The sequence below is a fragment of the Pseudoduganella umbonata genome (assembly GCF_014192225.1).
In the GTDB taxonomy this organism is placed as follows: domain Bacteria; phylum Pseudomonadota; class Gammaproteobacteria; order Burkholderiales; family Burkholderiaceae_D; genus Rugamonas; species Rugamonas umbonata.
In genome coordinates, this window is sequence record NZ_JACHXS010000001.1 from 978,416 (window position 1) to 1,003,596 (window position 25,181).

Here is a 25,181-nt window from a genome sequence, read left to right on the forward strand (position 1 = left end):
TTTTTTTTGGTTTGAATGATCACGCCGCCGCGAGGTACCGGCTGAAACTGCGGTCCCACACGGGGGTGACGTCGAGGCGCCGTTCCAGCAGGCCGGCCCCGGCGAACGTGTCCGCCACCTGCTGCTGCGAGCGGATCGCCGCGTCGTTCACCTGCACCAGCTTGTAGGGCTGGCTGCGGTTCCTGGTCTGCGCCAGGAACAGCTGCGGCGACACGCCGGCGATCTGCCCGCTCCGGGCGGCCCATTTTTCAGGATTGCGGTTCATCCAGTCGTAGACCCTGGCCACGCGGCCCAGGTAATCGCCGATCGCCGCGTGCTTGACGGGGTCGGCGATGGCCTTGGTGGCCGCGCTCAGCACGTAATTGCCGGACAGGTAGCCGTCGGCCGTGCGGAATACCCGCGCGCCGCCCTGCTTGGCCAGTTCCACCACCAGCCCGTAGATCACCCAGGCATCGAGCTGCCCGCTGCGGAACGCGGCCAGCCCATCCTGCGGCGACAGCGGTACGGGGGTGATGTCCTTGAACGCCAGGCCCCGTTCCTGCAACAGCCGCAGCAGGAAATAGTGCGACGTGGTCGAGCGCGCGAAGCCGATGCGCCTGCCCTTGAACTGGGCGGCGTCCGACAGCTTCGAGTCCTTCGGCACCAGCACCACCTGGTTGTTGACGTCGCCCTTCAGCACGGCGATCACCTTCATCGGCGCATTGCCGGCCAGCGCGAAGATCGGCGGGATCTCGCTCATGCCGCCGAAATCGAGCGAGCCGGCCGCCAGTGCCTCGACGATCAGGTTGCCCGCCGAGAATTCCGCCACATCCGTGCGGTATGGCAGCTGGCCGACGCCCGCGTCATTGAAGTAATACGTGTCGCCACCCTTGTAGGAACCGACCCGCAACACGGTGTCGCGCAGCGGCGGTGCGGCCCGGGCCAGCGACCCGGCAAGCGGCCCGGCCAGCGCGGCAAGCCCCGCGCCCGCCCCGGCTTTCAGCAACGCACGGCGTGCGCCATCCTTCGAATCCATCGAATCCATGGTCTTGCTCCGCAGGGAAAAGTTATGGTTGGGGAGGTTCGGAGACCAGCGCGATGCGGGCGTACCCCGCATCGTTCAGCGCGCCCATCGTCCTGACGATGCTGCCGTAGGCCAGCGTCTGGTCGCCGCGCAGGTGCACGCGCCGTTCCTTGTCGCCGCCCGCTTCCCTGGCGACCAGCTCGACCAGATTGCCAGGGTTCGCGGAATCGCCGCCATCGACGGCCGTCTGGTTGACGTAGACCGTGCCGGCCGCGTCGATGCTGACGACGATCGGCGCCTTCGGTTCCTCGAGCGGCCTGGCGTTCGAGGTCGGCAGGTCGACCTTCACGCCGGCCGCCATCATCGGCGCGGCCACCATGAAGATGATCAGCAGCACCAGCATCACGTCCACCAGCGGCGTCACGTTGATGTCGCTGACGGGGCCCACGCGATGGACCGGCCCGGAGTGCAGCTTGGCGCCCATGCTCACGCTCCCTGCGCGGCCAGGGCCACGCCGCGGTCGGCGCGGGAGGCCGGTTCCGGCAGCTCCGGCAGCGGCTCGCCCGACTCCAGCTGGCGCGACAGCTGCACTTCGACGAGGCCGGCCAGCGTGGCGAGGCGGCCGGCATAGTGATTCAGGTCGCCCGAGATGCGGTTGTACGCGATCACCGCCGGGATTGCCGCGACCAGTCCCAGCGCGGTGGCGAACAGCGCTTCGGCGATGCCGGGCGCCACCACCGCGAGGCTGGTGTTGTTGCTGGCGGCGATGCCCTGGAACGCGTTCATGATGCCCCACACGGTGCCGAACAGCCCGACGAACGGCGCAACGGAACCGATCGTGGCCAGTACCTGCAAGCCCTTCTGCAACCCTTCGACTTCGCCGCTGGTGGCGATCTGGGCGACGCGGTTGATGCGCTCCTTCAGGCTGTCCTTGCCGGCCGGCGTCGCTTGCAGGTGCTGGTGGTGGCTGGCATGCCATTCGTCGGCGATGGCGTGATAGATGCGTGCGAACGGGTCCTGCGGATGCTGGCGCAGCTCGTTGGCGAGGCGCCCCAGCGAGCGCTGCCCGGCCAGCGCGGCGCTCCAGTTGCCGGCGTGCCGGCGCAGGCTGGCGAAGCGCAGCAACTTGTCGACGATGACGGCCCAGCTGGCGATGGAAGCCACGGCAAGCAGCACGATAATGGACTTGACGATGATGTCGGCCTGCTGGAACAGTTCCAGCGGGCCGAGGTGGGTTGAAATTTGCATGGTGGATTCCTGTTCGGATGAGCGTGATGTGGTTGATCTGAATGTGGTTGATGTGGATGTGGTCGAGCTTTGTTCAGTTGATCCTGAAGAAGATATTCCCGGCCAGCAGGTAGCTGCTGCCGCCCAGGTCCGGCAGTTTCGGGAATGGCGCGGCGCGCCCGATCGCTTCCCGTGCCGCCTCGTCGAGCACGTCGTTGCCGGAGGTCTGGATCTCCACGCCGAGCAGTGCACCCTGGGGGCTCAGCGTGAGCCGGTAGCCCACCTTGCCCTGCTGGCGGCGCATTTTCGCTTCGCGCGGATACTCGGTGCTGCCGTTGATGCGCGCATACACCTGGTTGACGTAGTCGGTGGGAATGCCCTCGGTAGCGATCTGCTTCGGCGCGGCCGGGGGCGGTGGCTCGGGCGTTGCAGGCGCCTGGGCCACCGGCGACGGCGCCGGCGGCGCGACGGGGCCGATCGATGCCGCTTGCTGCGGTGCCGGCGGCGGCGTATAGGTCTCCGCAGCCTCGGCCGCCACGGCCACCGTTTTCGGTACCGGCACCGGCGCGGGTACCGGCCGTGCCGCCGTCAGCTGCTTCGGCTGCTCGGGCTCCCGTTCTGGTTCCGGTGGCGGCGGTGGCGGCTTCAGCACCTCGGGCTGCAGCCGGATCAGTTCCACCACCGGCGCGGGGGCCGGCGTATCGGCCGGGCCGCCGGACAGCGCCAGCACGGCCAGCAGCACTGCGCCGTGCACGGCCGCGGAACCGGCCACGCCGCGCCCGCGCAGCCATCCGCCGTCCGTGCCGGCCGACACCCCGGCCAGCGCGCCGCCCGTCAATGGGGGCGGCACTGGCCGCGGCACCCTGGCGTTTTCCTGCAGCGATAACGTGGCAGTGGACATGGCTTTCTCCTTTCAGTCGAACAGGTCGGGCTCTTCGCGCGTGATGACGTCCCACAGCGGCTGGAAGCTGAACCAGCCGCCGGCCTCCGAGCCCATCTGGCCGGCGGTGTGCAGCGCCACGTCGTGGGGGATCGGTTTCGTGTTGCCGGCCGCCTCGGAAAGCAGTTGCGCCTGCGCCGCGTTCTCGAACGCGATGTAGCGCCACACCGCCGATTCCACTGTCTGGCCGACGGTCAGCAGGCCGTGGTTCTGCAGGATCACCGCCTTGCGCGGCCCCAGCGTTTCGGCAATGCGCTGGCCTTCGCTGGCGTCGAGCACGACGCCGGAGAAGTCGGCGAAGATCGCATGGTCCTGGTAAAAGGCGCAGGAGTCCTGCGTCAGCGGGTCCAGCAGCCGGCCCTGGGCGGCGAACGCCTTGCCCCACAGCCCGTGCGAATGGGCGGCGGCGATCACGTCGGGCCGGGCCTTGTGCAGTTCCGAGTGGATCGCGAACGCGGCGCGGTTCAGCAGGCCGTCGCCTTCCACCACCCTGCCGTCATGGCTGACCAGCAGCAGGTCGGAGACCCGCACGTGGCCGAAGTACACGCCGGCCGGGTTGACCCAGAAGTGGTCGGGGAATTCCGGATCGCGCGCGGTGATGTGACCGGCGCCGCCCATGTCGAAGCCGTAGCGGGCAAACAGCCGGAACGACACGGCCAGCCGCTCCTTGCGGTGGCGGCGTTCCGCTTCGACGGTCGGCTGCGGCGGCGGCACGGCGAAGACGATCCGGCCTTCCGCGTCGCGCGGGGCGTCGTAGATGGCAGGCCGCGGATACGCCGGATTGCCGGTCCGTCCGACCTGGCGCAGGTGCGGCCGCGACAGCGGCGCGGAATGAAGGGGTGCGGGACTGCTCATGTGGTTGTCCTTGTAGTCAGTAGCCGCGCGACGTATCGACGACGTCGGCCAGCGGGTGGCCGCTGCGGAAGCGGTCCAGGTTCGACAGGAATTTCTCGATCAGCGCCGGCACGATGCGGTCGGAACTGGGCGAGATGTGCGGCGACAGCCGTACTTTCGGGTGGCCGTAGAACGGGTGCCCGGCCGGCAGCGGCTCCGGTTCCGTCACGTCCAGCGTGGCCAGTGCGACGCGCCCCTGATCCAGCGCGGCGTGCAATGCCGCGTGATCGACCAGGTTGCCGCGCGCGATATTGATCAGGTGAAGCCCAGGTTTCGCATGCGCCAGCGTGGCGGCATTGATCGCATGCCGCGTGGCCGGCGTGGACGGCGCGGCCAGCACCACGTGGTCCGACCGTTCCAGCAGTTCCTCGATCGAGCGCACCGCTTCCACGCCGGGTACGCCGGGCTGCGCGTCCGAACGTCGCAGCGCCAGCACGCGCAAACCCAGCGCCACGGCGCGGCGGGCCACTTCCTCGCCGATCGAGCCGAAGCCGTACAGGCCCAGCGTGGTGCCCTGCACCACCGTCAGTTCGATGCGGCGCCAGTCGGCGGCCTGCGACAGCCAGATGTCGGGGATCCGCTTGGCGGCGCTGAAGACCGCTGCCAGCACGTATTCGGCGATGGCGACCGACGCGGTGCCGCGCGCCGACGTCACCACCGGTCCGTCGAACAGCCAGTCCGGGTAGTAGTCGATGCCGACCGATGCCAGCTGCACCCAGCGCACCGACGCCCAGTTGGGCGGCGGCGGCGCTTCCTTCAGCGACTGCCCGCGCGGTGCCGGCAGCGCGAACAGCACGTCCGCCTCCGGCAGCTCGTGCAGCGGGCCGGGCGGCACGTCGCGCACGGCCAGGCCGGCACGCTCCGACAGCAGGGCATTGACAGCCGGGGCGAACTGGCTGGCGATGATCAATTCACTGGAACGCTCGCTCATGGCTTTCCTTATGCCGCCAGCCGGCCTTGTTCCGCTTCGCGCGCCGCCACGGCTTCGCGCACCAGCGGAATCAGCTCGCGGCCGTACTGCAGCGCATCCTGGATCGGATCGAAGCCGCGGATCAGGAAGGTCGTCACGCCCAGCTCCCAGTATTTCAGCAGCGCGTCGCGCACCTGTTCGGGGGTACCCACCAGCCCGGTGGAATTGCCGGCGGCGTTGGTCAGCGCGGCGATGCCGGTCCACAGGCGTTCGTCGACGACCTTGCCCTGCGCCGCCGTTTCCAGCAGCCGCTGCGAGCCGGCATTGGCCGGCTGCTTCGGCCGCGAGTTGTAGAACTTGTTGTGCTGGATCTGTTCGCTCGCACGGGCCACGATCGCATCCGCCCTGGCCCATGCCGCTTCCTCGGTCCCGGCCAGCACGGGCCGCAGCGACAGGCTGAAGCGGATCTTGTCGGCCCGGCCATGGCGCGCGGCGGCGGCGCGCACCTTGCCGATCGTCTCGGCAACCTGGGCCAGCGATTCGCCCCACAGCGCGTACACGTCGGCGTGCTTCGCGGCCACCTCGATCGCCGCATCCGACGAGCCGCCGAAATAGATCGGCAGGTGCTGGCCGCGTACCGGCCGCACGCCGGCATTCTGGCCGACGTGGCGGTAATGCTTGCCCTCGTGTGTCCACGCGCCGTCGGAAGTCCAGGTTTTACGCACCACGTCGAGGAACTCGTCGCTGCGCGCGTAACGCTCGTCATGGGTGAGGAAATCGCCGTCGCGCTGCTGCTCGGTATCGTCGCCGCCGCTGATGATGTGCACGGCCACGCGGCCATCGGAGAAGTGATCGAGGGTGGCCAGCTGGCGCGCCGCCAGGGTGGGCGCCACGAAGCCGGGCCGGTGCGCCAGCAGGATGCCCAGCTTTTCCGTTTCGTGGGCGATGTAGGAAGCTACCTGGAAGCCATCCACGGAACCGCTGCTGTGGGCCACCAGCACACGGTCGAAGCCGGCGTACTCATGGGCGCGGGCCACGGCGCCCAGATAGGCCTTGTCGACGACGGGGCCGCTGGCCAGGATGGTCTCGGTCACTTCCTGGGTGGCGGAAAAGCCGATGAATTCGATGCTCATGATGTTTCCTTGAAGGTGAATGACTACGGTGAGGTGGAAGATGGCGCCGGGATCGGTGCGGCCACCGGCGCGGGATTCAGTGCGGCGAATGCGGCCTTGCCGGCGCCCGCCAGGATGGTGTCGTTCTGCGGCGTGTGGATGCGGCTGCACAGCACGTCGCGGTAATGGCGCTCCAGCGGATTGCCGCGCGCGAGCGCCGGGTTGCCGGCCAGTTCCACTGCCTTCTCGACCACCGCGATGGCCTGGTTGGTGACGAGGTATTTGACGCGGAAGGCATCGGCAGCCTCGATGCGGCCGCCGGCGGCCGCGTCGATCAGCACGCGGTTCGAGAACAGCCACGTATCGACCTGGCCCAGCGCTTCCTGGAAGCGCGGTAGGCTGGCCAGCGGTGCGCCGAGGTTGGCGGGCACCCGGTCCAGCAGCCACCGTGCCAGCCAGTCGCGGGCATTGCGCGCCACCGCGTCGTACAGCGCCGACAGCAGGACGGACATCCACAGCAGCAGCGCCGGATCCAGGTCGGGCGCGCTGCCGGCAGGCGCCACGTCCACGGCGTGCTCCAGCGGCACCAGCACGTCGTCGAACACCACCTCGTGGCTGCCGGTGGCGCGCATGCCCAGGTGGTCCCAGTTCTCGATCACGCGGATGCCGGGCGTGTCGCGGTGCACCAGCCAGCTGCCCACCAGCGGCGCGGCGTCGTCGCTGCGGGCCCAGACGGCCAGCCACGTCAGGCGCGGCATGCCGGTCGAGTAGATCTTGCGGCCGCTGATGCGCCAGCCCTCGGCGGTGCGGCGGGCAACAGTGCCGGGCAGCCCGCCGCGGGCCGGCGTACCCAGTTCCGGCTCCACCCGCAGCGCGTTGACCAGTGCACCGTTGGCCAGGGTGTCCTGGGCCACCCGTTCCAGCAGGTGGCGCGGCCAGCGCTTCGCGTGCTTCGGCGAAGCGTGGTGCAGGTAGGTCATCGCCAGCACCAGCGCGGTGGATGGCTCGCCGCGTGCCACCGCGGCGATCACGCGGGCCGTTTGCGCCAGCGTCGCGCCGGCACCGCCAAGCGCGCGGGGCACGGTCAGCCCAATCAGGCCCAGTTCGTGCAGCCGCGCGAAGTTCGCGTGCGGGAACGTGCCGTCGCGGTCGTGGCGGGCCGCGGTGCCGGCGAATTCATCGCTCAGTTGCGCCAGCAGCGCCGCGAATTCGGGGCTGTCGAGGTCATGTTGCGGTACCGCGGCTTGCGGCAGGCGAAGGACGGAAGGTGCCATGGTCAGTTGTGGGCGTAGTGAAGTTCCGGGCCGGCGGCGGCGCTGGTGCCGGCGTCGGCAGCAAGGTCGGCAGCGGGATCGGTATCGATGCCTGCATCGATGTCCGCATCGACACCGAGCAGTTGCAGCAGCCGTGCGCGCAGTTGCTGGAATTCGTGGCGTTCGCCCCTGCGCGGCCGTGGCTCGCGTACCGCGATGTCCGCCACGAACCGGCCCTTCTCCAGCACCAGCACGCGGTCGGCCAGCAGGATCGCTTCATCGACGTCGTGCGTGACCAGCAGCACGGCCGGCCGGTGGCGCGCCCACAGTTGCAGGATCAGCCGGTGCATCCTGATGCGCGTCAGGGCGTCGAGCGCGGCGAACGGCTCGTCCAGCAGCAGCAGTTGCGGTTCGCGCACCAGCGCCCGGGCCAGCGCCACGCGCTGCGCTTCGCCGCCGGACAGCGTGGCCGGCCACGCGTTCTCGCGGTGCGCCAGGCCCACTTCGGCCAGCGCCGCCCGGGCCCGTTCGCGGGCCTGGGGAATGTTCAGGCCCAGCGTGACGTTGCGCCACGCGCGCTTCCACGGCATCAGCCGCGGTTCCTGGAACGCTGCCGCAAGCGCCCGGGGCACCTGCAGCGTGCCGGAAGTGATGCCGTCCAGCCCGGCGAGGGTGCGCAGCAGCGTGGTCTTGCCGCAGCCGCTGCGGCCCAGCAGCGCGACGAACTCCCCGGCGCGGATCTCCAGGTCCAGGCCGTCCAGGATGACGTTCTTGCCGAAGCGCTTCGTGACGGCGGCGGCGCGTACGGCAGGGCCGGCGCTGTCCCGTGCCGCGCCGGGCTGCGTGCCCGGTTGGGCCGGGGCCGGCGCGGGCGGCTCGGAACGGCGCACCACGCCGCCAAGGTCCAGTTGCAGGGTCTGCATGCTTACTCCTTGATGAAAGACGGACGCCAGGCCAGCGCGTAGTGTTCGATGCCGCGCACCAGCGCGTCGGTGGCCAGCCCCAGCAGGCTGTAGATGATCAGGCAGACGACGATCACGTCGGTGCGCATGAAGTCGCGGGCGTTGTTGATCAGGTAGCCCAGCCCCGCGGTGGCGTTGATCTGCTCGACGGCGACCAGCGACAGCCAGGCCACGCCCAGCGAATAGCGCAGGCCGACCAGGAACGACGGCAGCGCGCCGGGCAGGATCACGTGGGCGATCAGCTGCGGATACGACAGGCCGAACAGGCGCGCCGCCTCGACCAGCTTGGCATCGATGCCGCGGATGCCGCTGTACAGCGTGAGGTACATGGGAAAGGTGGTGGCGAAGGCGATCAGCGCGATCTTCGTGAACTCGCCGATGCCGAACCACAGGATGAACAGCGGCACCAGGCCGAGGAACGGCAGCGTGCGCACCATCTGCATCGTCGAATCGACGGCCACTTCGCCGTTGCGCGTCAGCCCGGCGACCAGCGCCAGCGACGTGCCGAGCGTCAGCGATACCGCCAGCCCCGTCAGCACGCGCTGCAGCGATACCAGCACGTTGCCGCCGATCTCGCCGGAGGCCACCAGTTCGCCCAGCGTGACGAAGATCTGCGACGGCGCCGCCAGGATCCGCTCGGGCAGCACGCCGGTGCGCGACGCCGCTTCCCACAACAGCAGCAGCACCAGCGGACCGGCCGCGCGCCTCAATACATTGTTCATCTTCCCTCCTTGCCAGGGCCGGATGCGGCCGTTGAAAACAAGTATAGGGAGGCGAAGATTATGTTAAAACTAATTGTTTAGCACAAGGATATATGAAATTTGAGAATAATCTTAAGCAGGATTATGCCCGGCGCGGGGGACGGCGCGGCAGGCGAACCGATAGTTTTGGATAGGATCCGTGCCCGGCAAGCGTGCTAGGATCGGCCGTCATCGACAACCGAGCGAGGCAGGCAATGATCCCCACGCGCCCTGGAAGCGGCAACCTGCCGGCCATTCTCTGTGGCGTTGCCGCCAACCTGCTCCTGGGCTTTTCCGCGCTGTTCTGGAAAGCGCTGGCGGCGCTGCCGCCGGCCACGCTGCTGGGCTACCGGATCCTGCTGTCGCTGGCCACCCTGGCCGTGGTCATGGCCGTGCTCGGGCGCTTCGCCGGGCTGCACGCACGGCTCACGTGGCGCATCCTCGCGATCCATGCCGCGGCCGCCGGCCTGGTCGTGATCAACTGGGGCGCTTTCATCTGGGCATCCATCCACGGCCATGTCGTCGAGAGCGGGCTCGGTTACCTGATCGCCCCCTTCGTGGCCATCGCGGTGGGCGCGCTGGCGCTGGGCGACCCGACGAGCTGGATCCGCAAGGCCGCGCTGGCCGTCATCGTCGCCGCCGTCTTCGCCATGGTCCAGCGCAGCGGCGAACTGCAGCACTGGGTGTACCTGGTGATCGGCGCCACGTGGGGCGGCTACGCCTGCCTGAAGAAACTCACCACGCTCGATGCGTTCAGCGGCCTGCTGTGCGAAACCATCGTGCTGGCCGCCCTGCTGGCGGTGGCGCTGGCGGCATCGGCCACTTCCCTGCGCCTGCCCGGGCCGCTGCCCGACGACGGCCTGCCGGTTCTGCTGGCCCTGTGCGGCGTGGTCTCGGTGCTGCCGCTTTGGCTGTTTTCGCTGGCCGCGGCGCGGCTGCAGCTGTCGGTGATGGGCTTTTTCCAGTTCGTGCTGCCCACCACGCAACTGTTCGTGGCGCTGGTCTTCTACCGCCAGGCCGTGTCGCCGAATACCTTGCTGTGCTTTGCCGTCATCTGGCTCGCGCTGGGCGTGCTGGTTTGCGAACCGCTGGCCAGGCGGGCCCGTGGCACGCGCCCGGCGGCGTAGGGACCGGTGTCAGCGCGGCTGCGGCGTGGCGAACGCCTGTTCCACCGTGGCGGCGAAATGATCGATCGCATGCTGCATGGGCCCGGCCAGGTGCGGCTGGATCAGCCAGATATCCAGCACGGGCTTGAAGTCGGAAACGGGCACCGCATCCAGCGCGTCGCGGTGGCGGCTGCGCTCCAGGATCGGGCGCGGCATCAGCCCCAGCCCGACGCCGCTGGCGACGAGGCCCAGTTGCAGATCGGCGCCGAAGGTTTCCAGCTTGATGCGGAACGACAGGCCCTGCTCGGCCAGCGCGCGCGCCAGGCCGGCACGGAAGCCGCAGCCGTCGGGATTGAGGACCCAGCCCAGCTCGAAGATGTCGCGCAACTTGTACGAGCGCCGCGGCAGCGCGCCCTTCTTCGCCACCACCGCCAGCTCGATCCGGCCCAGCGTGCGCCCGGCCAGGCCGTCCGGCAGCACCCTGGTGGCCGGGAACAGGCCCACGGCGGCATCGAGTTCGCCGTTGGCGACCCGCTCGACGAGCTGGGCACCCCAGCCTGACGCCACTTCCGTATGCAGGCCGGGAAACGCGCCGTTCAGGCCCTGCAGCGCATCGAGCAGCACGACGTCGCCGATGGTCTGGATCACGCCGACGCGGAACACGCCGGTGGGCGTCTGGTCGTGCTGCACCAGGTCGCGCAGCCGGTCCACTTCCAGCAGCACGCGGGCGCACTGCTCGAACACCTTGCGTCCCATCGGGCTGGCGCGCGGCGGCTTGACGCTGCGGTCCAGCAGATCCGTGCCCAGCTCCTGCTCGAAGTTCTGCACGCGGCGGGTGATGGCCGATTGCGTCAGCCCCAGCGCCTCGGCGGCGGCGCTGACGGACTGGTTGCGCACCACGGCGACGAAGGCGGCGATATCGTCAATTTTCATGAAGGTGTCGGGATGGCTGTCCTGAAAGACCGCCATCTTACCTCCGCCTCCCGGCTCGCGTAACATTATTTACCCCCTAGAACTTGTAGCTGGCGCGCGCGTAGTAATAACCGCCATTGAAGCCGATCTGCGCTGCCTGGTTGTTGAACCGGTAGACGCCCAGGTAGCGGGTTTCCGCCGGCATCTCGGTCGGCGTTTCGTCGAACAGGTTCTGCGCCCCCAGCGCCACCTGCCAGCGCGGCGTGGCCTGCCAGCGCACTTCCAGGTCCGTCAGCGTCTTCGGCGCGTTTTCCACGTGCTGGAACACGGTGGTCGAATACGCGTCGGGACCCTTGTACAGCGTGGCCTCGCTCGACGTCTTGCCATAGCGGCTCGCATGCAGGCTCACGCTCCACTGGTCGCGCGTCCACACGCCGCCGACGATCAGCTTGTTTTTCGGCGACGTGCTGGTGATCCAGCTGACCTGCTGGGCGTTCAGCAACGGGTTGCCGTTGGTGTCGAAAGCGATCCGTTCCACCTTCGTGTTGTTGATGTTGGCGGCGGCATCCCAGTCGATGCGCCCGCCGCCGCCCAGCGGCGTCGTGTAGTTGAGCACGAAGTCGACACCCTCGGTGCGCGTGTCGACGCCATTGGCGAAGTAGCTGGCGCTCACCGATATCAGCCCGGTCGGCAGCGTGATGCCGGCGGTGCGCAGCGCATCCACGGCACGCTGCCCAGTATAGGTGCCGCCCTGGATGATGCGGTCGCGGATGCGGATCCGGTACGCATCCACGGTCACGTGCAGCCGGTCGACCGGCTCGGCCACGAAGCCGACGTTGATGCTGCGCGACTTCTCCGGCTTCAACGACTGCGCGCCCAGCGTGCGCGCGGCCGGCGAGTTGACGGCCAGCTGGCCCCCCGCCGTGGTCGGCGAGACCATCAGGCTCGTGTAGTTTTCCTGCGCCAGCGACGGTGCCCGGAAGCCGGTGCCCACAGTGCCGCGCAGCGCCGCCTTCTTCGTGAATTCGTAGCGGCTCGACAGCTTGGCATTGGTGGTGCTGCCGGCATCGCTGTAGTGTTCGTAGCGGGTGGCCAGGGCCGCCTCCCACTGCGGCGTGAAGCGGGTGGTCAGGTCGGCATATGCCGCGCCGATATTGCGCGTATGCTTGCCGGCGCTGATGTCCGACAGGCCGGGCAGCGCCTGCGCGCCGCTGCCGAACGACGAGGCCGCGTCGCCCGGGCCCACCTCGTAGGTCTCGCGGCGATACTCGGCGCCCAGCGCGACCTGCAGCGCGGCGGGCAGTACGCCCGTATCGAACGCGCGCGACACATCGCCGTTGGCTGCGATGTGGCTGTTCCTGTAGCGCGCCAGGTGGAAGCTGGTCGGCGTGGAGCCGGTGGCGACATACAGGTCCACGTTGGCCGAGTCTTCCATGCCGATGTTGACATTGTCGATGCCGTAGCTGACGCTGGCGTCCCAGCGCCAGGCACCGGTGCTGCCGCCGCGCGCGCCGGCCGTCAGGCTGCCGTCGTTCTCGTTGCTGGTCTCGACCGGGCTGAAACCGTCCGGATGCACGGCCGGCAGCCGGCTCGGCAGCCGGTAGTTCTGCACCGTGGCGCCGGCCCGGTGCGCCGCCGTGGCGAAGGCATAGAGTTCGATGTCGCCGCCCAGGTCGTAGCCGGCGTTGGCCGCCACCGACGTGCGCTTGCTGGCCGGGTCGCCGACGATGCGGTTCGCATACGTGCCGGTGCGTTCGTCCGGCCCGCTGCGCACGCTGTGCTCATGGCGGCGGAATTCCGCCGACAGGTGCAGGAAGCCGTCGGCGCCGAGCGCCAGGCCGGTATCGGCCGCCGCGCCCACGGTCAGGCCATCGCGCTTGTAATAGCGGCCCGACGTGCCGGTCAGCGTGCCGCCGCTGGACGATGATTTCAGGATCACGTTGATCACGCCGGCAATGGCGTCGGAACCGTATTGTGCGGCGGCGCCGTCGCGCAGCACCTCGATGTGGTCGACCGCGCTGACCGGGATCAGGTCGATGTCCACCGGGGTGGAGCCCTGTTGCGAGCCCGGGTCCGCCGAGATGTTGGCCGACGTGTGGCGCCGCTTGCCGTTGATCAGCAACAGGACGTGGTTCGGGCTCAGGCCGCGCAGGGTCAGCGCGCTGGTGAGGTTGGCGGCATCGCCGGCGATCGCCAGCCGGCTGACGGACGGCAGCAGCTTCACCAGCGCGTCGCGCAGGTCGGTCGCGCCGGTGCGCTGCAGCTCCTTGGCGCCGATCACGTCGATCGGGCTGAGGCTCTGGCCGGCGGAACGGGTCGTGTCGCGCGTGCCCGTCACGACGACATCCTGGATCAGCGCGGCGCCGGCGGCGCTGTTGGCGAGGGCGGTACTGCCGCCTGGTGCGGCCTGCTGCGCCAGCGCGGCGCCGGAAAATGCCAGCGACAGTGCGGCGGCGATGGGCAATCTGTTCTTGTTGGTCATGCGGATCGGGTCCTGTTGTTGTTGATGGTCGGGCTCAATGACGGGCAAAAGGCCGGGCTCACTGCCTGGCTTTGACGCGCACGGCCACCAGGTCGATCTCGACCAGTGCACCGGGCGCCGGCAGCGCGGCCACCTGCACGGCGGTGCGCGCCGGCTTGCCGGGCTGCGCTGCCGTGCCGAAGTACTGGCCGAACGCCGTGTTCAGGCCGTTGAAATCGAGCTTGTTGTCCAGCTGCGGGTCGCCGACGAGGAACACCCGCAGTTGCACGACGTCGCCGAACGTCAGGCCCTCGGCAGCCAGTGCCGCCTGCAGCTTGCGCAGCACCGAGTGCGTCTGCGCCTGCGTATTGCCGTACGCGGCGGGCGTGCCCTTCGGCGCGGACTGGTCGGCCACGTCGGGCAGCACGCCGCTGAAGTAGATGGTCTCCGCGCCGGCCGGCACGGTGACGGCGACGGAAATGGGGAAATTCGAGTCCGGGATCGGCGTACGGCGTACTTGCGCTGCGGCGCTGCCGGCGAGCAGGGTCGAGGCGGCAATGGCGGCGACGGCGGCCAGCGTGGCGACGGGAGTTTTCATCAGGCTCTTTCAGTGGTGGGAATGATTGCGGATTCAGTGGTGAAATCGCTTGTCGACGTGGATGTCGAAGCGGTTTTGCCGGCACGGCCGGCGACTTCCGCGGCAATGGCCGCCACGGCATGGTGGGCCGACAGCGCGGCGCCCTCCTGCCATGCGCCGATCTGGCTCAGGTATTCGCCGGCGAAATGCACGCGCCCTTCGGGCCGGTTCAGGCGCACGTATTGCCGCTCGTGCGGCGTGGCCCAGTGCACCCACGGGCCCAGCGAGTAAGGCACCTTGTGCCAGGCCACGCTGACCGGATTCTTCAGCAGCGCGGCGCTGCCGGGATGCACCCGGTCGATGACGGCGCGCGACGCATCGAACTGCGCCTGCAGCGGCAGGCTGGTGAAATCGCGCGCCGCCTGGCCGATGTTGTAGCAGCCGACCAGCACGCCGGTTGACCGGTGAAAACCTCCGCTCGGATACCAGATCAGCGCCGTTGGATGCTTGACGACCGATATGCCGCCATAGATGTTGCTGCCGCTTTCCCAGAAGCGCTCCGACTGCCAGGCGATCTTGCTGGCCGCATCGTAGGCAACGGAAGCAATGGCTTCCTTCACTTCGGCCGAGAAATTGGTCTGCACCTTTGCCAGTACGGGCAGCGGGAACGTGACGATGGCGAAATCGGCATCCAGCGTGCGCGCATTGCCGCCGCTGCGGTCACGCACCGCCACACTGACCCCGCCGGCGGCGCCGTCGCCGGTATTGCGGATCGACGTGACTTCGGTGTTCAGCGTGATCACATCGGCCAGGCGCGCCTGGAAGGCGGCCGGTATGCGGTCCATGCCGCCCACCGGTTGCAGCATGGTCGGCTGGAAGATCAACAGCTCGTCGAACACCAGCGCACCCCACAGATCCGGATCGAGCAGCGCTTCCAGCGACAGGGGTTCGGGCCGCTCGCCGACCTGCCCGTCGGCGCCCGGATAGACGGTGTAGCCGGAGCGCTCGGTGCCCTTGAAGGCCAGCTGACCATCGAGGTCGCCATACACTTTCAGGAATTCGACCAGCCTGGCGCGGTCGTCCGTGCCCAGCTCCCGGTCGAGCGCACCGCGGTCGGCCGCCCTGGCGAGCAGCTCGGCGACACGGCCGCGTGCATCGTTGACGGCGCGGCGCAGCTGGATCGGCTGGCCACCCTTGGCGGCGTCGGGCAGGAAATAGGCGCTGCGGCTGGAATTGACTTCCGCTTCCAGTTCCACGCCGAATTCCCTGCAATAGCCGAGGATCGTGCGGTGATGGCTCGGCAAGCGGGCCGGCCCGGCGTTGAAGTAGTGGCCGGCGGCGAAGTCGGCCACCTGCACGGTGCCGTCGGTGAATTCGATGCGGGTGCCGTTGCGGATGGTCCAGTTGCGCCCGCCCACCCGGTCGCGCGCCTCGATCACGCGCACCGTGTAGCCGGCCTTGCGCAGCTCGTGCGCCGCCACCAGCCCGGCAATGCCGGCGCCCAGCACCAGCACGCTGCGGCCGTTGCCCGAGCCGGGCGCCAGGTTCAGCGGCGCATTGGTGCCGGCACTGGCCACGTCGATCGCGCCCAGGCCGAGGGTCGTCATGGCCGCGCGTGCCGCCGCATAGCCGCCGCTGGCCGCCAGCTGCATCAGGAAAGACCTGCGTGTCACCGTCATCGAACGCTCCAGAATTGAAAGGATGGAACGATCTTAGGGGTGGCTTAATTATGTTAAAACTAATTATTTATCATAACTAAATATGATTGATACGCATAATCATGGCGGCGCGCGAGCCGTCTGGTTCCGCCGCGGCAAGCCACGGCCGCGATTGGTTCTACAATACCGGCCAGTCCGACTTCAACCTTTCGCTTCGACATGCCTCTGCAAAACGATACGCCGGGCCGCCCGTCCGGCCTTGCCTACCTGGTGGGCCGCCTCGATCACGTGCTGAGCCGCCGCCTGCGCGACAGCCTCGCGCCGCTCGGCCTTACGGTCACCCAGTACACTGCCCTGTCGGTGTTCCGCGCCCAGGGTTCGCTGTCGAACGCGCAGCTGGCCGAACGCACGATGGTATCGCCGCAGTCGGCCAACGAAATGGTCAAGACGATGGAGGCGCAGGGCTGGATCGAGCGCCGGCCGGACCCGTCGCACGGGCGCATCATCCAGATCAGCCTGACCATTGCCGGCCACGCCGTGATGGAACGCTGCGACGCCGAGGTGGTGAAGGTGGAGGCGCAGATGTTCGCCGGCCTGGCGCTGGAGGAAAAGATGGCGCTGCACAGCGCGCTGCGCGGCGCGGTGCGGGCGCTGAGTGGAAGCTGAACGGAAACTGAACGCGAACCAGGCGGAAACCGCGCCGCCAGGCAGGCGAAACCCGGTGGCAACCGCACGAAGCGCATCCACGCGTCACACGGCTGAAGCAAAAATCACCGATAATGGCGCACTTTTCCAACACACACTATGACGCAACTTTCCATCATCGTCGCCATCGACCGCCAGCGCGGCATCGGCGTCCGCAACACGCTGCCGTGGCACCTGCCGGAAGACCTGGCCCACTTCAAGCGCCTGACGACCGGGCATCCGATCATCATGGGCCGCAAGACGTTCGACTCGATCGGCCGCCCGCTGCCGAACCGCCGCAGCATCGTCGTCACGCGCGATGCGGCATGGCAGCGCGATGGCGTCGAAGCGGTGCAGTCGCTCGACGATGCGGTCGCCCTCGTGGGAGACACGCCGGCGTTCATCATCGGCGGCGCCCAGGTGTTCGACGCATCGCTCGCCATCGCGGACCAGCTGATCGTCACCGAGATCGACGGCGAATTCGAATGCGACACGTTCTTCCCGGCGATCGATCCGGCGGCGTGGCATGAAGCGGAGCGCACGCGGCACCAGTCTGCCAGCGGCCTGGCGTTCGATATCGTGCTTTACCGGCGCGTTGCCGGGTGAGCATTTCTCTGCCCCCTCAGGGTGGCGCCGCCGCCCATGCGCATTGAGTAATATTTTTCCACCTGAGCGGTGCGAATTCTGCGAGAATCGCGGACTTTTATTCCACAGTGGGTCGCTTCGTGGCGTCCCGCTAGCACCCAGCCCGCCCCGGTCATGAACGATCCCGGGCGGTTCTTCTTTTTGGAGACATCATGAAATTTCGTTTCCCCATCGTCATCATCGACGAGGACTTCCGTTCCGAGAACTCTTCCGGCCTGGGCATCCGCGCCCTCGCCGCGGCGATGGAGAAGGAAGGCATGGAAGTGCTGGGTGTGACCAGCTACGGCGACCTGTCGCAGTTCGCCCAGCAGCAGTCGCGCGCCTCGGCCTTCATCCTGTCGATCGACGACGAGGAATTCGGCGCGGGCTCGAAGGAAGAGACCGACCATGCGCTGAAGTCGCTGCGCGCGTTCGTCGAGGAGATCCGCTACAAGAATGCCGACATCCCGATCTACCTGTACGGCGAAACGCGCACCTCGCGCCACATCCCTAACGACATCCTGCGCGAACTGCACGGCTTCATCCACATGTTCGAGGACACGCCGGAATTCGTGGCGCGCCACATCATCCGCGAAGCCAAGAGCTACCTGGACGGCCTGTCGCCGCCGTTCTTCCGCGCGCTGGTGCACTACGCGAACGACGGCTCGTATTCCTGGCACTGCCCCGGCCACTCGGGCGGCGTGGCGTTCCTGAAATCGCCGATCGGCCAGATGTTCCACCAGTTCTTCGGCGAGAACATGCTGCGCGCCGACGTGTGCAACGCCGTGGAGGAACTGGGCCAGCTGCTGGACCACACGGGCCCGGTCGCCGCTTCCGAGCGCAACGCGGCACGCATCTACAACGCCGACCACTGCTACTTCGTCACCAACGGCACGTCGACGTCGAACAAGATGGTGTGGCACTCGACCGTGGCGCCGGGCGACATCGTCGTCGTCGACCGCAACTGCCACAAGTCGATCCTGCATTCGATCATCATGTGCGGCGCGATCCCCGTGTTCCTGATGCCGACCCGGAATCACCTGGGCATCATCGGCCCGATCCCGCTGGAAGAATTCTCGATGGAGTCGATCCAGAAGAAGATCGACAACAACCCGTTCGCGCGCGACGCGAAGAACAAGAAGCCGCGCATCCTGACGATCACGCAATCGACCTACGACGGCGTGGTGTACAACGTCGAAGTGCTGCGCGAACTGCTGGACGGGAAGATCGACACGCTGCACTTCGATGAAGCCTGGCTGCCGCACGCCACCTTCCACGACTTCTACAAGGACATGCACGCGATCGGCAAGGACCGCCCGCGCGCCAAGGAATCGCTGATCTTCTCGACGCAGTCCACCCATAAACTGCTGGCCGGCCTGTCGCAGGCTTCGCAGGTGCTGGTGCGCGATTCCGAGACCGTCAAGCTGGACAAGGACATGTTCAACGAGGCGTACCTGATGCACACGTCGACCTCGCCGCAGTATTCGATCATCGCCTCGTGCGACGTGGCCGCGGCCATGATGGAAGCGCCGGGCGGCACCGCGCTGGTCGAGGAATCGATCCTCGAGGCGCTGGACTTCCGACGCGCCATGAAGAAGGTCGACGAGGAATGGGGCAACGACTGGTGGTTCAAGGTCTGGGGCCCGGACACGTTCGCCGAGGAAGGCATCGGCACGCGCGACGACTGGATCTTCAAGGCCGAGAGCAAGGAATGGCACGGCTTCGGCGACCTGGCGCCGGGCTTCAACATGCTCGATCCGATCAAGGCCACGATCGTCAACCCGGGCCTGTCGCTGGACGGCCAGTTCGCCGACTCCGGCATCCCGGCATCGATCGTCACCAAGTACCTGGCCGAGCACGGCGTGATCGTCGAGAAGTGCGGCCTGTACTCGTTCTTCATCATGTTCACGATCGGCATCACGAAGGGCCGCTGGAACACGCTGCTGACCGCGCTGCAGCAGTTCAAGGACGACTACGACAAGAACGCGCCGCTGTGGCGCATCCTGCCGGAGTTCTCGGCGAACAACCCGCGCTATGAAAAGATGGGCCTGCGCGACCTGTGCCAGCAGATCCACGATTTCTACAAGGCCTACGACGTGGCGCGCCTGACGACGGAGATGTACACGTCGAGCATGGTGCCGGCGATGAAGCCGTCCGATGCATTCGCCAAGATGGCCCACCGCGAAATCGAGCGCGTGGCGATCGACGAACTGGAAGGCCGCATCACGTCGATCCTGCTGACGCCATACCCGCCGGGCATTCCGCTGCTGATCCCGGGCGAACAGTTCAACCGCACGATCGTCGACTACCTGCGCTTCGCGCGCGACTTCAACGAACGCTTCCCGGGCTTCGAAACGGATGTGCATGGCCTGGTCAAGCGCGAGGTCAACGGCAAGCGCGATTACTTCGTCGACTGTGTAAGGGAATAGTACGGCCGGGTTAAGGCCCGGCTGGCCCGGCAATGAGGCGGCCTGCGTGCCGCCTTTTTCGTGGCGGGTGTTTTTTATCGATTCGCGATACGACCGATAGCTCCCGGTCAAGGTTTTAATTAGTTAAACCGGGCCGTGGACTGCACTGCTATATTGACTGATGCGCCGCAAGGATTGCACGCGGCTACGGTCTTCGCGCATGAGGTGGCCATGGCGTTGTCGATCTGGATGCAGGCGCTGGGCCAGGGCGGTGCAAAAGCCGTTCCGGCACTGCGCGCGGCGCTCGGCAATGCGGGGGTGGCCGTGCGGGATGCCGGCGCCGCTCTATCGGCATCGAAATCGGCATCGATCTCTGCCTCGTCTTCAACTTCAACGTGCACCAGCGGCTTCGGCGTCGTGCTGTGCGGCGCGTGCGATGGCACGGTGCTGCAAACCATCCAGGACCTCGCGCTTCATGCGGCCGTGCTCGCCATCGACTGTACGGCCGAGCCGCTGCCGTCGGACACGATGTGGGCGCTGCTCGACGCGGGCGCGACCGACCTGTTGCCATGGTCTGGCGCCGAGCTGTGCGCGCAACAGGTGGCCGCGCGCCTGCAGCGCTGGGATGCCTTGCAGACACTGATGGCGTCGAATGCCGTGCAGGGCTGCCTGGTCGGCTGCAGCGCGGCGTGGCGTGCGCTGGTGCAGGGCGTCGTCGAGGTGGCCGCCTTCACGCAGTCGCCCGTGCTGATCACCGGCGAAACGGGCACCGGCAAGGACCTGATCGCCCAGCTGATCCACCGGCTGTCGGGCACGCCCGGCGAGCTCACCGTGCTCGACTGCACCACGCTGTCGCCCGAACTGGCCGGCTCCGAGCTGTTCGGCCATGAACGGGGGGCGTTTACCGGCGCCGTCAACGCGCGCGACGGCGCTTTCGCGCTGGCCGACGGCGGCATCCTGTTCCTCGACGAGGTCGGCGAACTGCCGCTGTCGCTCCAGGCTCAACTGCTGCGCGTGATCCAGGAAGGCAAGTTCAAGCGGGTCGGCAGCAACCAGTGGCAGCCGACCCGGTTCCGGCTGGTGTGTGCCACCAATCGCGACCTGGAAGCCGATATCGCCACCGGCGCCTTTCGTGCCGACCTGTATTACCGGATCGCCGCCTGGCGCTGCCGTCCGCCGCCGCTGCGCGAGCGCCAGGCCGACATCCTGCCGCTGGTCGACCATTTCCTGCGCCAGTTCGACCCGAAGGGCCAGGGCTGCCGGCTCGACGGCGCGGTGCGCGACTACCTGCTGACGCGCGACTACAAGGGCAATGTGCGCGACCTGCGCCAGACCGTGGCGCGCATCTGGTACCGGCACACCGGCCCCGGCCCGATCACGATCGGCGACGTGCCGCCGGACGAACGGCTGCACCACGCCCCCGCCTGGCCCGATGCGCCGTTTCGCGACGCCATCCGCCATGCCGTCGACCGTGGCATGTCGCTGGCGCGGATCGGGCAAGCCGCCGCCGATACCGCCATCCAGCTCGTGCTCGAGCAGGAGGACGACAACAACCAGCGCGCTGCCCAGCGGCTGGGGGTCACGGACCGCGCGCTGCAGATTCGCAGGAAGGCGGCGCGCGAGGTGGACGCCGGTAGCGGGCTGTGAACCCGGCGGTTCCATCGATGATCCATGCTACAGGAACTGCGATGCGGTGAATGCTACCGGCAGTTCGTTGAGGATGTTGCTCAGCACGCCACTTGGGCGGGCCCGTACATGCAGCTCCTTTTCGCATGCCCTGCGCTCGTCCGGCGTCAGGTGGGGCGCCACCCAGATGAACACCGGATAACGCGCCAGGTCCAGCCCGAACGCGTTGCCGCAGCGGCGGTGCTGCATCAGCCGCTGGCGCAGGTTGCCGCTTTCGCCGCTGTACGCCCGCGACGGCGATCCGGGCGGGAACTGGATGATGTACAGGCCGCAATAAGGTCCCTGCCCGGGTGCCGAATACAACAGCCGGTCCATCTGGTCGAGGGTACCGATGTAGACATAGGACGCCATCGCGCCGGCGACCGGCGTGCGCAACTGGGCGGCGATGGCCGGGTCCAGCGGCGGGCCGCCCGGGTGACCGGTCAGGAAGCGGCTGCCTATGGTCTTGCGCTGCCGGCACACCGGCGGCGGGCTGGCGCCCCTGCCGCGCAATGCCTCGTCCTCCTGCTCCCCTTCAAGCACGGGGAAATCGAGCGTTTCAAAGTACGCGTTCATGGCGATCCTTACCTTTCGATGATGGTATGGCCTGCGGCTGCGCATCCGTGGCCGCGCCCCTGGGCGGCGGCGCATCGGCAGGCGCGAGGCCGGCCAGGCGCAGGAAATTGTTGCCCAGGATTAGCGCCTCGTCTTCCTTCTTCAGCCCCAGCAGCCGCACCTTGTGCAGTTCCAGCCCAGGGTGCAGCCACGGCCCGTCCGATCCGAACAGCACCTTGTGCGGCCCGGCGCGGCGTACGGCGTCGCACAGCAGGTCGAAGCGCCGGATGCCGGAGGTGTCCGTATAAATGTTCGGATGCCGCACCAGGTGGTCGATCAGCGAGAGCTGCGCCGACCACTGGTCGCCGAAGCTGCCCAGGTGCGGCAGGATGAAATCGACGTCCGGGTACTGCGTGGCCAGCAGTTCGGCCACGTGCACGTCGCCCATCGGGTCGTACAGCACGGGAATGCCGAAGGTGCGCGCGGCCTCGCAGATCTCGCCGCTGATCGGCGCGTCGTGCCGGTGCACCTTGATGCCGACAAAGCCGTACTCTTCCACGGCCGTCCTCACCATCGTGCCGATGCGGCCCCGGTCGCGCGCCGCGTGGACGAAGGCCAGGCCGTAGTAGCGTTCCGGCTGCGCCGCGACGAGCTCCGCCACGGCCGCGTTGGCACGCGCGTAGTCGGAGTGGAACGCGGCCAGCAGCACGGTGCGGTCGATGCCGGCCGCCGCCGCGCGGCGGGAATAGCGCGCCAGTGCCAGGTCGCTGTCCCACGGCCCCGTGAGCCCGTCGCCGGGGCCGGCGTGGCAATGGCAGTCGATGATCATGGCGCACCGCCTAGACCCGCGCCGACGGCACGTGCTGGCGCATTGCCGCCAGCAGGGCGTCGCGCACGGCGGCCGGGCTGCCGTCGCCATCGACGGCGTTTTGCGCCGCGCTGCCGGCAATGCGCACGAAGCGGCGCGCCATCTCCAGTTCGGCCTGCTCCGGATCCATGCCTTCCGCTTCCATTTCCAGCGCACTGGCCAGCGCGGAACCGGCCGCCTTGCCGATCATCGTGCCCACGCCGGGGATCGGGATCATCGAGCCCAGCGCGCCGCCGACGAACGGCAGCGCCGTCTTGGCGACCCCTTTCAGCACGCCGCCCAGCGGCTTGACCACCTTGCCGACCACCGAGCCCACCTTCTTGATGCCCTTCCACGCCTTCTTGAACAGGCCGCCGAGGAACTGGTCCAGCTCCTCCTCGCTGGCGACCGACAGCAATTCCATCGCCAGTTCCATTTCCTCGACTTCCGAGAACGGCCCTTCGAACTCGCCGAAGCCGCCGCTCTCACTGCTGAACTCGGCGCCGAACTCTGCGCTGAACTCCGACCGGTATCCGCCGTTGAGCCCACCACCGAAGCCGGCCGAAAATGGCAGGACCTCGAACTCCCCCTGGCCGCGGCATTTGCCGCAGGTGCCACAGCTGCATTGTGATCCACTCATGATGTTCTCCCCTGGTTCATGTCCGTTACTCCCAGCCCAGCAATTCCATTTCCAGCTCCGCGTTCTGGTTCGTCAGCACGCCCGGGTGGTGCTTCAGCATCGCCCGGTTGATCGCCATTTCGATGTTGCGGCGCGCCGCTTCCGGCCGCGCGCTTTCCGCGATGTAGACGTGGTGTCCCGCCACCGGCAGGCCCAGCACCGTCGCTCCCAGGCGGTGCTTGACGAGGCGCTCGTGCAGGTTGCCGGTCTGGCCGTTGTAGGCCTTCCACGCATTGCCCTTCCTGAACGTGATCAGGTAGAAGCCGGGCTTCCTCGGCAGGACCAGGTTGCGCACGTTGTCGAGGCGACCCACGTACCGGAAGGCGGGCGCCGCCGCCGCCATCGAGGCCAGCACGCTGCGCAGCACGCCGGGCATCTCGTCCTGCGTGGCAGCGTCGCCGTCGCCATCGCCGCCGTCCGTGGCGGGAAGATCGATCGGCTCGATGGGCGCAGGCGGCTGGTCCTCCGGCGCCGCGGCACCCTGTGCCGGCAGCGGATACCCCATCGGTTCGCTGACCATCACGCCACCCGGCCAGCCGCCGTAGAACGGGCCCCAGTAAGGCCCGCGCGGCCAGCGGCCGGCAGGTGGATAGGGACGCGGACCGGGACGCGGCCCCGGACCAGGCCTGGGGCGCCCCTGCGGCCGGCCCGGCCGGGCTGCCTGGCCGCGCCCGGGCCGCGGACCGGGTCGGGACCCTGGCCGCGAACCCGGCCCGCTGACCGGCCCGCTGACCGGCCGGCCACCGCCCCTGCCGCCGCCCCTGCCGCCTCCCCTACCTCCTCCCCCGCCACCCCGCGACATGCCGCCCCGCTCTTCCTCCATCTCGTCCTCGCCCAGCCACTCGTCAGCCGTGGCTTCCAGCTCGCCTGCCGCGAACGGCAGCGTTTCGAATTCCTCGTTCATGCCAGCTCCTTCACGTGATGCCGCAGGGCCTGCGCCGCCCGTGCGATGTCCGCCTTCGTGTGGTCCGCGCGCAGCAGGAACGCCAGCAGCGCGGCGCCACCCCTGCACTGCGGTACCGCCATGACACCCTCGCGCCGCAGCGCCGCATGGGCCGGTGCCAGGTCCAGCCGGCGCGGCAGCCGTACCGCCTGCACGGGGAACGCGCCCCCCTCGGCAGCGATGCCGCGCGCCGCCAGCGCGGCGCGGAACTCGCCGATCCGCTGCCGCAGCGTGGCGCGCAATGCGTCGCCGCAGGCCGCGTTCAAGGCCAGCGCGTGGCGCGCCGCGACGACCGTCGCCACCGCCGGCGGGCTGGCGTGCAGGCGCATGTCGCTGACGGATTCGAAGCGCCGCACCAGCGCGGTACTGCCTGCCAGTACCGCCAGTGGCACGCCGAATCCCTTCGCCAGCGATGCCCCGACCAGCACCGGTGCACCAGCCAGTCCATGGGCGGCGACCGAGCCGCCGCCACGCCGGCCCAGCACGCCCAGCGCCTGCGTATCGTCCAGCAGCAGCAGGCCGTCCGCGCGTGCCGCCAGCGCTGCGTAGCGTGCCAGCGGCGGCGCGTCCGCATGGCCGGGGTAGTAGCCGTCCGCCAGGATCAGCGGCCGGCGGCCCAGGTTCCGTGCCTGCGACACCAGCACGGCGAGCTCCGGCAACGCGCCGCTGCGAAACACCCGCAGCGGCAGGCCCATGCCGGTGGCGCGTTCGGCGCCCCAGCGCGCCACCGGATACGCCGCCCCATCCACCAGCACCGTGTACGGCCGGCCCTCGCGCTGACGGCCCAGCATGCCGAACAGGTCCCAGAACAGGTGCAGCGTCGACGGCAGCAGCGTCGCCGCCGCGCATCCTTGCAACTGCGCGAGCTCGCGTGCCACCGCGCGCGCGCCCGGCACTTCGGCCAGCGCCGCCGGCTTGCCCAGCGTGAGCGCCGGCCAGTCGTCCAGCGTCGCCCGGCCATGCCGCAGGCCCAGGTACAGGGCGCTGGTGAAATCGGCCGCCGCGTCAGCGCCCACCGCGC

At 68.5% G+C, this 25,181-nt stretch carries 24 protein-coding genes; 5 read left to right on the forward strand and 19 right to left on the reverse strand.

All coding sequences use genetic code 11. The features are described 5' to 3' along the window. Nucleotides 1–19: 19 nt before the first annotated feature. From FHS02_RS04015 to FHS02_RS04060, 10 genes are all read right to left on the reverse strand, one after another. Entirely contained in the window at nt 20–1,024 is a 1,005-nt protein-coding gene (locus FHS02_RS04015; protein ID WP_137312910.1) for an ABC transporter substrate-binding protein, read from the reverse strand. Between the two features lie 22 nt (nt 1,025–1,046). Continuing rightward, nucleotides 1,047–1,487 (reverse strand): protein TolR, encoded by a 441-nt coding sequence (tolR, locus tag FHS02_RS04020; protein ID WP_137312911.1) that lies wholly within the window; start codon nt 1,485–1,487, stop codon nt 1,047–1,049. 2 nt (nt 1,488–1,489) lie between these two features. Beyond that, nucleotides 1,490–2,251 carry a protein TolQ gene (gene tolQ, locus FHS02_RS04025; RefSeq protein WP_137312912.1) on the reverse strand — a complete coding sequence of 254 codons (762 nt, stop codon included), beginning with the start codon at nt 2,249–2,251 and terminating at the stop codon, nt 1,490–1,492. A gap of 73 nt (nt 2,252–2,324) precedes the next feature. Further along, nucleotides 2,325–3,131 (reverse strand): energy transducer TonB, encoded by an 807-nt coding sequence (locus FHS02_RS04030; RefSeq protein ID WP_137312913.1) that lies wholly within the window; start codon nt 3,129–3,131, stop codon nt 2,325–2,327. A 12-nt stretch (nt 3,132–3,143) separates the two neighbouring features. Next, nucleotides 3,144–4,025 (reverse strand): class II aldolase/adducin family protein, encoded by an 882-nt coding sequence (locus tag FHS02_RS04035; protein ID WP_137312914.1) that lies wholly within the window; start codon nt 4,023–4,025, stop codon nt 3,144–3,146. Between the two features lie 16 nt (nt 4,026–4,041). Next, complete coding sequence (locus FHS02_RS04040; protein WP_137312915.1) at nt 4,042–4,995, reverse strand: NAD(P)-dependent oxidoreductase; 954 nt, start codon at nt 4,993–4,995, stop codon at nt 4,042–4,044. 8 nt (nt 4,996–5,003) lie between these two features. Next, complete coding sequence (locus FHS02_RS04045; RefSeq protein WP_137312916.1) at nt 5,004–6,107, reverse strand: LLM class flavin-dependent oxidoreductase; 1,104 nt, start codon at nt 6,105–6,107, stop codon at nt 5,004–5,006. 23 nt (nt 6,108–6,130) lie between these two features. Beyond that, nucleotides 6,131–7,360 (reverse strand): acyl-CoA dehydrogenase family protein, encoded by a 1,230-nt coding sequence (locus tag FHS02_RS04050; protein WP_137312917.1) that lies wholly within the window; start codon nt 7,358–7,360, stop codon nt 6,131–6,133. Nucleotides 7,361–7,362: 2 nt separating this feature from the next. Continuing rightward, nucleotides 7,363–8,262 carry an ABC transporter ATP-binding protein gene (locus FHS02_RS04055; protein WP_137312918.1) on the reverse strand — a complete coding sequence of 300 codons (900 nt, stop codon included), beginning with the start codon at nt 8,260–8,262 and terminating at the stop codon, nt 7,363–7,365. A 2-nt stretch (nt 8,263–8,264) separates the two neighbouring features. Then, on the reverse strand, nt 8,265–9,023 hold the full coding sequence (locus FHS02_RS04060) for an ABC transporter permease (protein ID WP_137312919.1): 759 nt from the start codon (nt 9,021–9,023) through the stop codon (nt 8,265–8,267). 233 nt (nt 9,024–9,256) lie between these two features. Between FHS02_RS04060 and FHS02_RS04065 the strand changes: the two genes are divergently transcribed. Next, nucleotides 9,257–10,168 (forward strand): EamA family transporter, encoded by a 912-nt coding sequence (locus FHS02_RS04065; protein WP_137312920.1) that lies wholly within the window; start codon nt 9,257–9,259, stop codon nt 10,166–10,168. Between the two features lie 9 nt (nt 10,169–10,177). Here FHS02_RS04065 and FHS02_RS04070 read toward each other — a convergent pair whose 3' ends face one another. The 4 genes from FHS02_RS04070 to FHS02_RS04085 form a co-directional block, all read right to left on the reverse strand. Continuing rightward, the gene (locus tag FHS02_RS04070; protein ID WP_137312921.1) at nt 10,178–11,080 is read right to left on the reverse strand and encodes a LysR family transcriptional regulator; all 903 of its coding nucleotides are present in this window, start codon (nt 11,078–11,080) and stop codon (nt 10,178–10,180) included. A gap of 76 nt (nt 11,081–11,156) precedes the next feature. After that, on the reverse strand, nt 11,157–13,541 hold the full coding sequence (locus FHS02_RS04075; RefSeq protein WP_137312922.1) for a TonB-dependent receptor plug domain-containing protein: 2,385 nt from the start codon (nt 13,539–13,541) through the stop codon (nt 11,157–11,159). A 58-nt stretch (nt 13,542–13,599) separates the two neighbouring features. Further along, a complete protein-coding gene (locus tag FHS02_RS04080; RefSeq protein WP_137312923.1) occupies nt 13,600–14,118 on the reverse strand; it encodes a RidA family protein in 519 nt (172 codons plus the stop codon). Then, the gene (locus FHS02_RS04085; RefSeq protein ID WP_137312924.1) at nt 14,118–15,776 is read right to left on the reverse strand and encodes a flavin monoamine oxidase family protein; all 1,659 of its coding nucleotides are present in this window, start codon (nt 15,774–15,776) and stop codon (nt 14,118–14,120) included. The genes FHS02_RS04080 and FHS02_RS04085 overlap by 1 nt, the downstream gene beginning before the upstream one ends. Nucleotides 15,777–15,974: 198 nt before the next feature. Between FHS02_RS04085 and FHS02_RS04090 the strand changes: the two genes are divergently transcribed. The 4 genes from FHS02_RS04090 (at nt 15,975) to FHS02_RS04105 (ending at nt 21,118) form a co-directional block, all read left to right on the forward strand. After that, the gene (locus tag FHS02_RS04090; RefSeq protein ID WP_137312925.1) at nt 15,975–16,421 is read left to right on the forward strand and encodes a MarR family winged helix-turn-helix transcriptional regulator; all 447 of its coding nucleotides are present in this window, start codon (nt 15,975–15,977) and stop codon (nt 16,419–16,421) included. Nucleotides 16,422–16,559: 138 nt separating this feature from the next. Continuing rightward, complete coding sequence (locus tag FHS02_RS04095) at nt 16,560–17,045, forward strand: dihydrofolate reductase (protein ID WP_137312926.1); 486 nt, start codon at nt 16,560–16,562, stop codon at nt 17,043–17,045. A 191-nt stretch (nt 17,046–17,236) separates the two neighbouring features. Beyond that, entirely contained in the window at nt 17,237–19,492 is a 2,256-nt protein-coding gene (locus tag FHS02_RS04100; RefSeq protein ID WP_137312927.1) for an arginine/lysine/ornithine decarboxylase, read from the forward strand. A 210-nt stretch (nt 19,493–19,702) separates the two neighbouring features. Then, entirely contained in the window at nt 19,703–21,118 is a 1,416-nt protein-coding gene (locus tag FHS02_RS04105; RefSeq protein ID WP_229422540.1) for a sigma 54-interacting transcriptional regulator, read from the forward strand. A gap of 27 nt (nt 21,119–21,145) precedes the next feature. Here FHS02_RS04105 and FHS02_RS04110 read toward each other — a convergent pair whose 3' ends face one another. Genes FHS02_RS04110 through FHS02_RS31925 form a run of 5 tightly spaced genes read right to left on the reverse strand, consistent with a single transcriptional unit; the run spans nt 21,146 to nt 25,176 of the window. Further along, nucleotides 21,146–21,712: a hypothetical protein gene (locus FHS02_RS04110; protein WP_137312928.1), complete on the reverse strand. Its 567-nt coding sequence runs from the start codon at nt 21,710–21,712 to the stop codon at nt 21,146–21,148. Next, on the reverse strand, nt 21,696–22,520 hold the full coding sequence (locus FHS02_RS04115) for an amidohydrolase family protein (RefSeq protein WP_137312929.1): 825 nt from the start codon (nt 22,518–22,520) through the stop codon (nt 21,696–21,698). The genes FHS02_RS04110 and FHS02_RS04115 overlap by 17 nt, the downstream gene beginning before the upstream one ends. 10 nt (nt 22,521–22,530) lie before the next feature. Further along, nucleotides 22,531–23,178: a hypothetical protein gene (locus tag FHS02_RS04120; protein WP_137312930.1), complete on the reverse strand. Its 648-nt coding sequence runs from the start codon at nt 23,176–23,178 to the stop codon at nt 22,531–22,533. Between the two features lie 25 nt (nt 23,179–23,203). Further along, on the reverse strand, nt 23,204–24,121 hold the full coding sequence (locus tag FHS02_RS04125) for a GIY-YIG nuclease family protein (RefSeq protein ID WP_137312931.1): 918 nt from the start codon (nt 24,119–24,121) through the stop codon (nt 23,204–23,206). Next, nucleotides 24,118–25,176, reverse strand: coding sequence for an aminotransferase class I/II-fold pyridoxal phosphate-dependent enzyme (locus FHS02_RS31925; protein WP_217496907.1), 1,059 nt, complete (start codon nt 25,174–25,176; stop codon nt 24,118–24,120). The genes FHS02_RS04125 and FHS02_RS31925 overlap by 4 nt, the downstream gene beginning before the upstream one ends. Between the last annotated feature and the right edge of the window lie 5 nt (nt 25,177–25,181).

Bases quoted from the DNA above. Each gene is read 5' to 3' on its own strand.
- FHS02_RS04015 (WP_137312910.1), bottom strand. From the start codon at position 1,024: ATGGATTCGATGGATTCGAAGGATGGCGCACGCCGTGCGTTGCTGAAA.
- tolR (WP_137312911.1), bottom strand. From the start codon at position 1,487: ATGGGCGCCAAGCTGCACTCCGGGCCGGTCCATCGCGTGGGCCCCGTC.
- tolQ (WP_137312912.1), bottom strand. From the start codon at position 2,251: ATGCAAATTTCAACCCACCTCGGCCCGCTGGAACTGTTCCAGCAGGCC.
- FHS02_RS04030 (WP_137312913.1), bottom strand. From the start codon at position 3,131: ATGTCCACTGCCACGTTATCGCTGCAGGAAAACGCCAGGGTGCCGCGG.
- FHS02_RS04035 (WP_137312914.1), bottom strand. From the start codon at position 4,025: ATGAGCAGTCCCGCACCCCTTCATTCCGCGCCGCTGTCGCGGCCGCAC.
- FHS02_RS04040 (WP_137312915.1), bottom strand. From the start codon at position 4,995: ATGAGCGAGCGTTCCAGTGAATTGATCATCGCCAGCCAGTTCGCCCCG.
- FHS02_RS04045 (WP_137312916.1), bottom strand. From the start codon at position 6,107: ATGAGCATCGAATTCATCGGCTTTTCCGCCACCCAGGAAGTGACCGAG.
- FHS02_RS04050 (WP_137312917.1), bottom strand. From the start codon at position 7,360: ATGGCACCTTCCGTCCTTCGCCTGCCGCAAGCCGCGGTACCGCAACAT.
- FHS02_RS04055 (WP_137312918.1), bottom strand. From the start codon at position 8,262: ATGCAGACCCTGCAACTGGACCTTGGCGGCGTGGTGCGCCGTTCCGAG.
- FHS02_RS04060 (WP_137312919.1), bottom strand. From the start codon at position 9,023: ATGAACAATGTATTGAGGCGCGCGGCCGGTCCGCTGGTGCTGCTGCTG.
- FHS02_RS04065 (WP_137312920.1), top strand. From the start codon at position 9,257: ATGATCCCCACGCGCCCTGGAAGCGGCAACCTGCCGGCCATTCTCTGT.
- FHS02_RS04070 (WP_137312921.1), bottom strand. From the start codon at position 11,080: ATGAAAATTGACGATATCGCCGCCTTCGTCGCCGTGGTGCGCAACCAG.
- FHS02_RS04075 (WP_137312922.1), bottom strand. From the start codon at position 13,541: ATGACCAACAAGAACAGATTGCCCATCGCCGCCGCACTGTCGCTGGCA.
- FHS02_RS04080 (WP_137312923.1), bottom strand. From the start codon at position 14,118: ATGAAAACTCCCGTCGCCACGCTGGCCGCCGTCGCCGCCATTGCCGCC.
- FHS02_RS04085 (WP_137312924.1), bottom strand. From the start codon at position 15,776: ATGACGGTGACACGCAGGTCTTTCCTGATGCAGCTGGCGGCCAGCGGC.
- FHS02_RS04090 (WP_137312925.1), top strand. From the start codon at position 15,975: ATGCCTCTGCAAAACGATACGCCGGGCCGCCCGTCCGGCCTTGCCTAC.
- FHS02_RS04095 (WP_137312926.1), top strand. From the start codon at position 16,560: ATGACGCAACTTTCCATCATCGTCGCCATCGACCGCCAGCGCGGCATC.
- FHS02_RS04100 (WP_137312927.1), top strand. From the start codon at position 17,237: ATGAAATTTCGTTTCCCCATCGTCATCATCGACGAGGACTTCCGTTCC.
- FHS02_RS04105 (WP_229422540.1), top strand. From the start codon at position 19,703: ATGGCGTTGTCGATCTGGATGCAGGCGCTGGGCCAGGGCGGTGCAAAA.
- FHS02_RS04110 (WP_137312928.1), bottom strand. From the start codon at position 21,712: ATGAACGCGTACTTTGAAACGCTCGATTTCCCCGTGCTTGAAGGGGAG.
- FHS02_RS04115 (WP_137312929.1), bottom strand. From the start codon at position 22,520: ATGATCATCGACTGCCATTGCCACGCCGGCCCCGGCGACGGGCTCACG.
- FHS02_RS04120 (WP_137312930.1), bottom strand. From the start codon at position 23,178: ATGAGTGGATCACAATGCAGCTGTGGCACCTGCGGCAAATGCCGCGGC.
- FHS02_RS04125 (WP_137312931.1), bottom strand. From the start codon at position 24,121: ATGAACGAGGAATTCGAAACGCTGCCGTTCGCGGCAGGCGAGCTGGAA.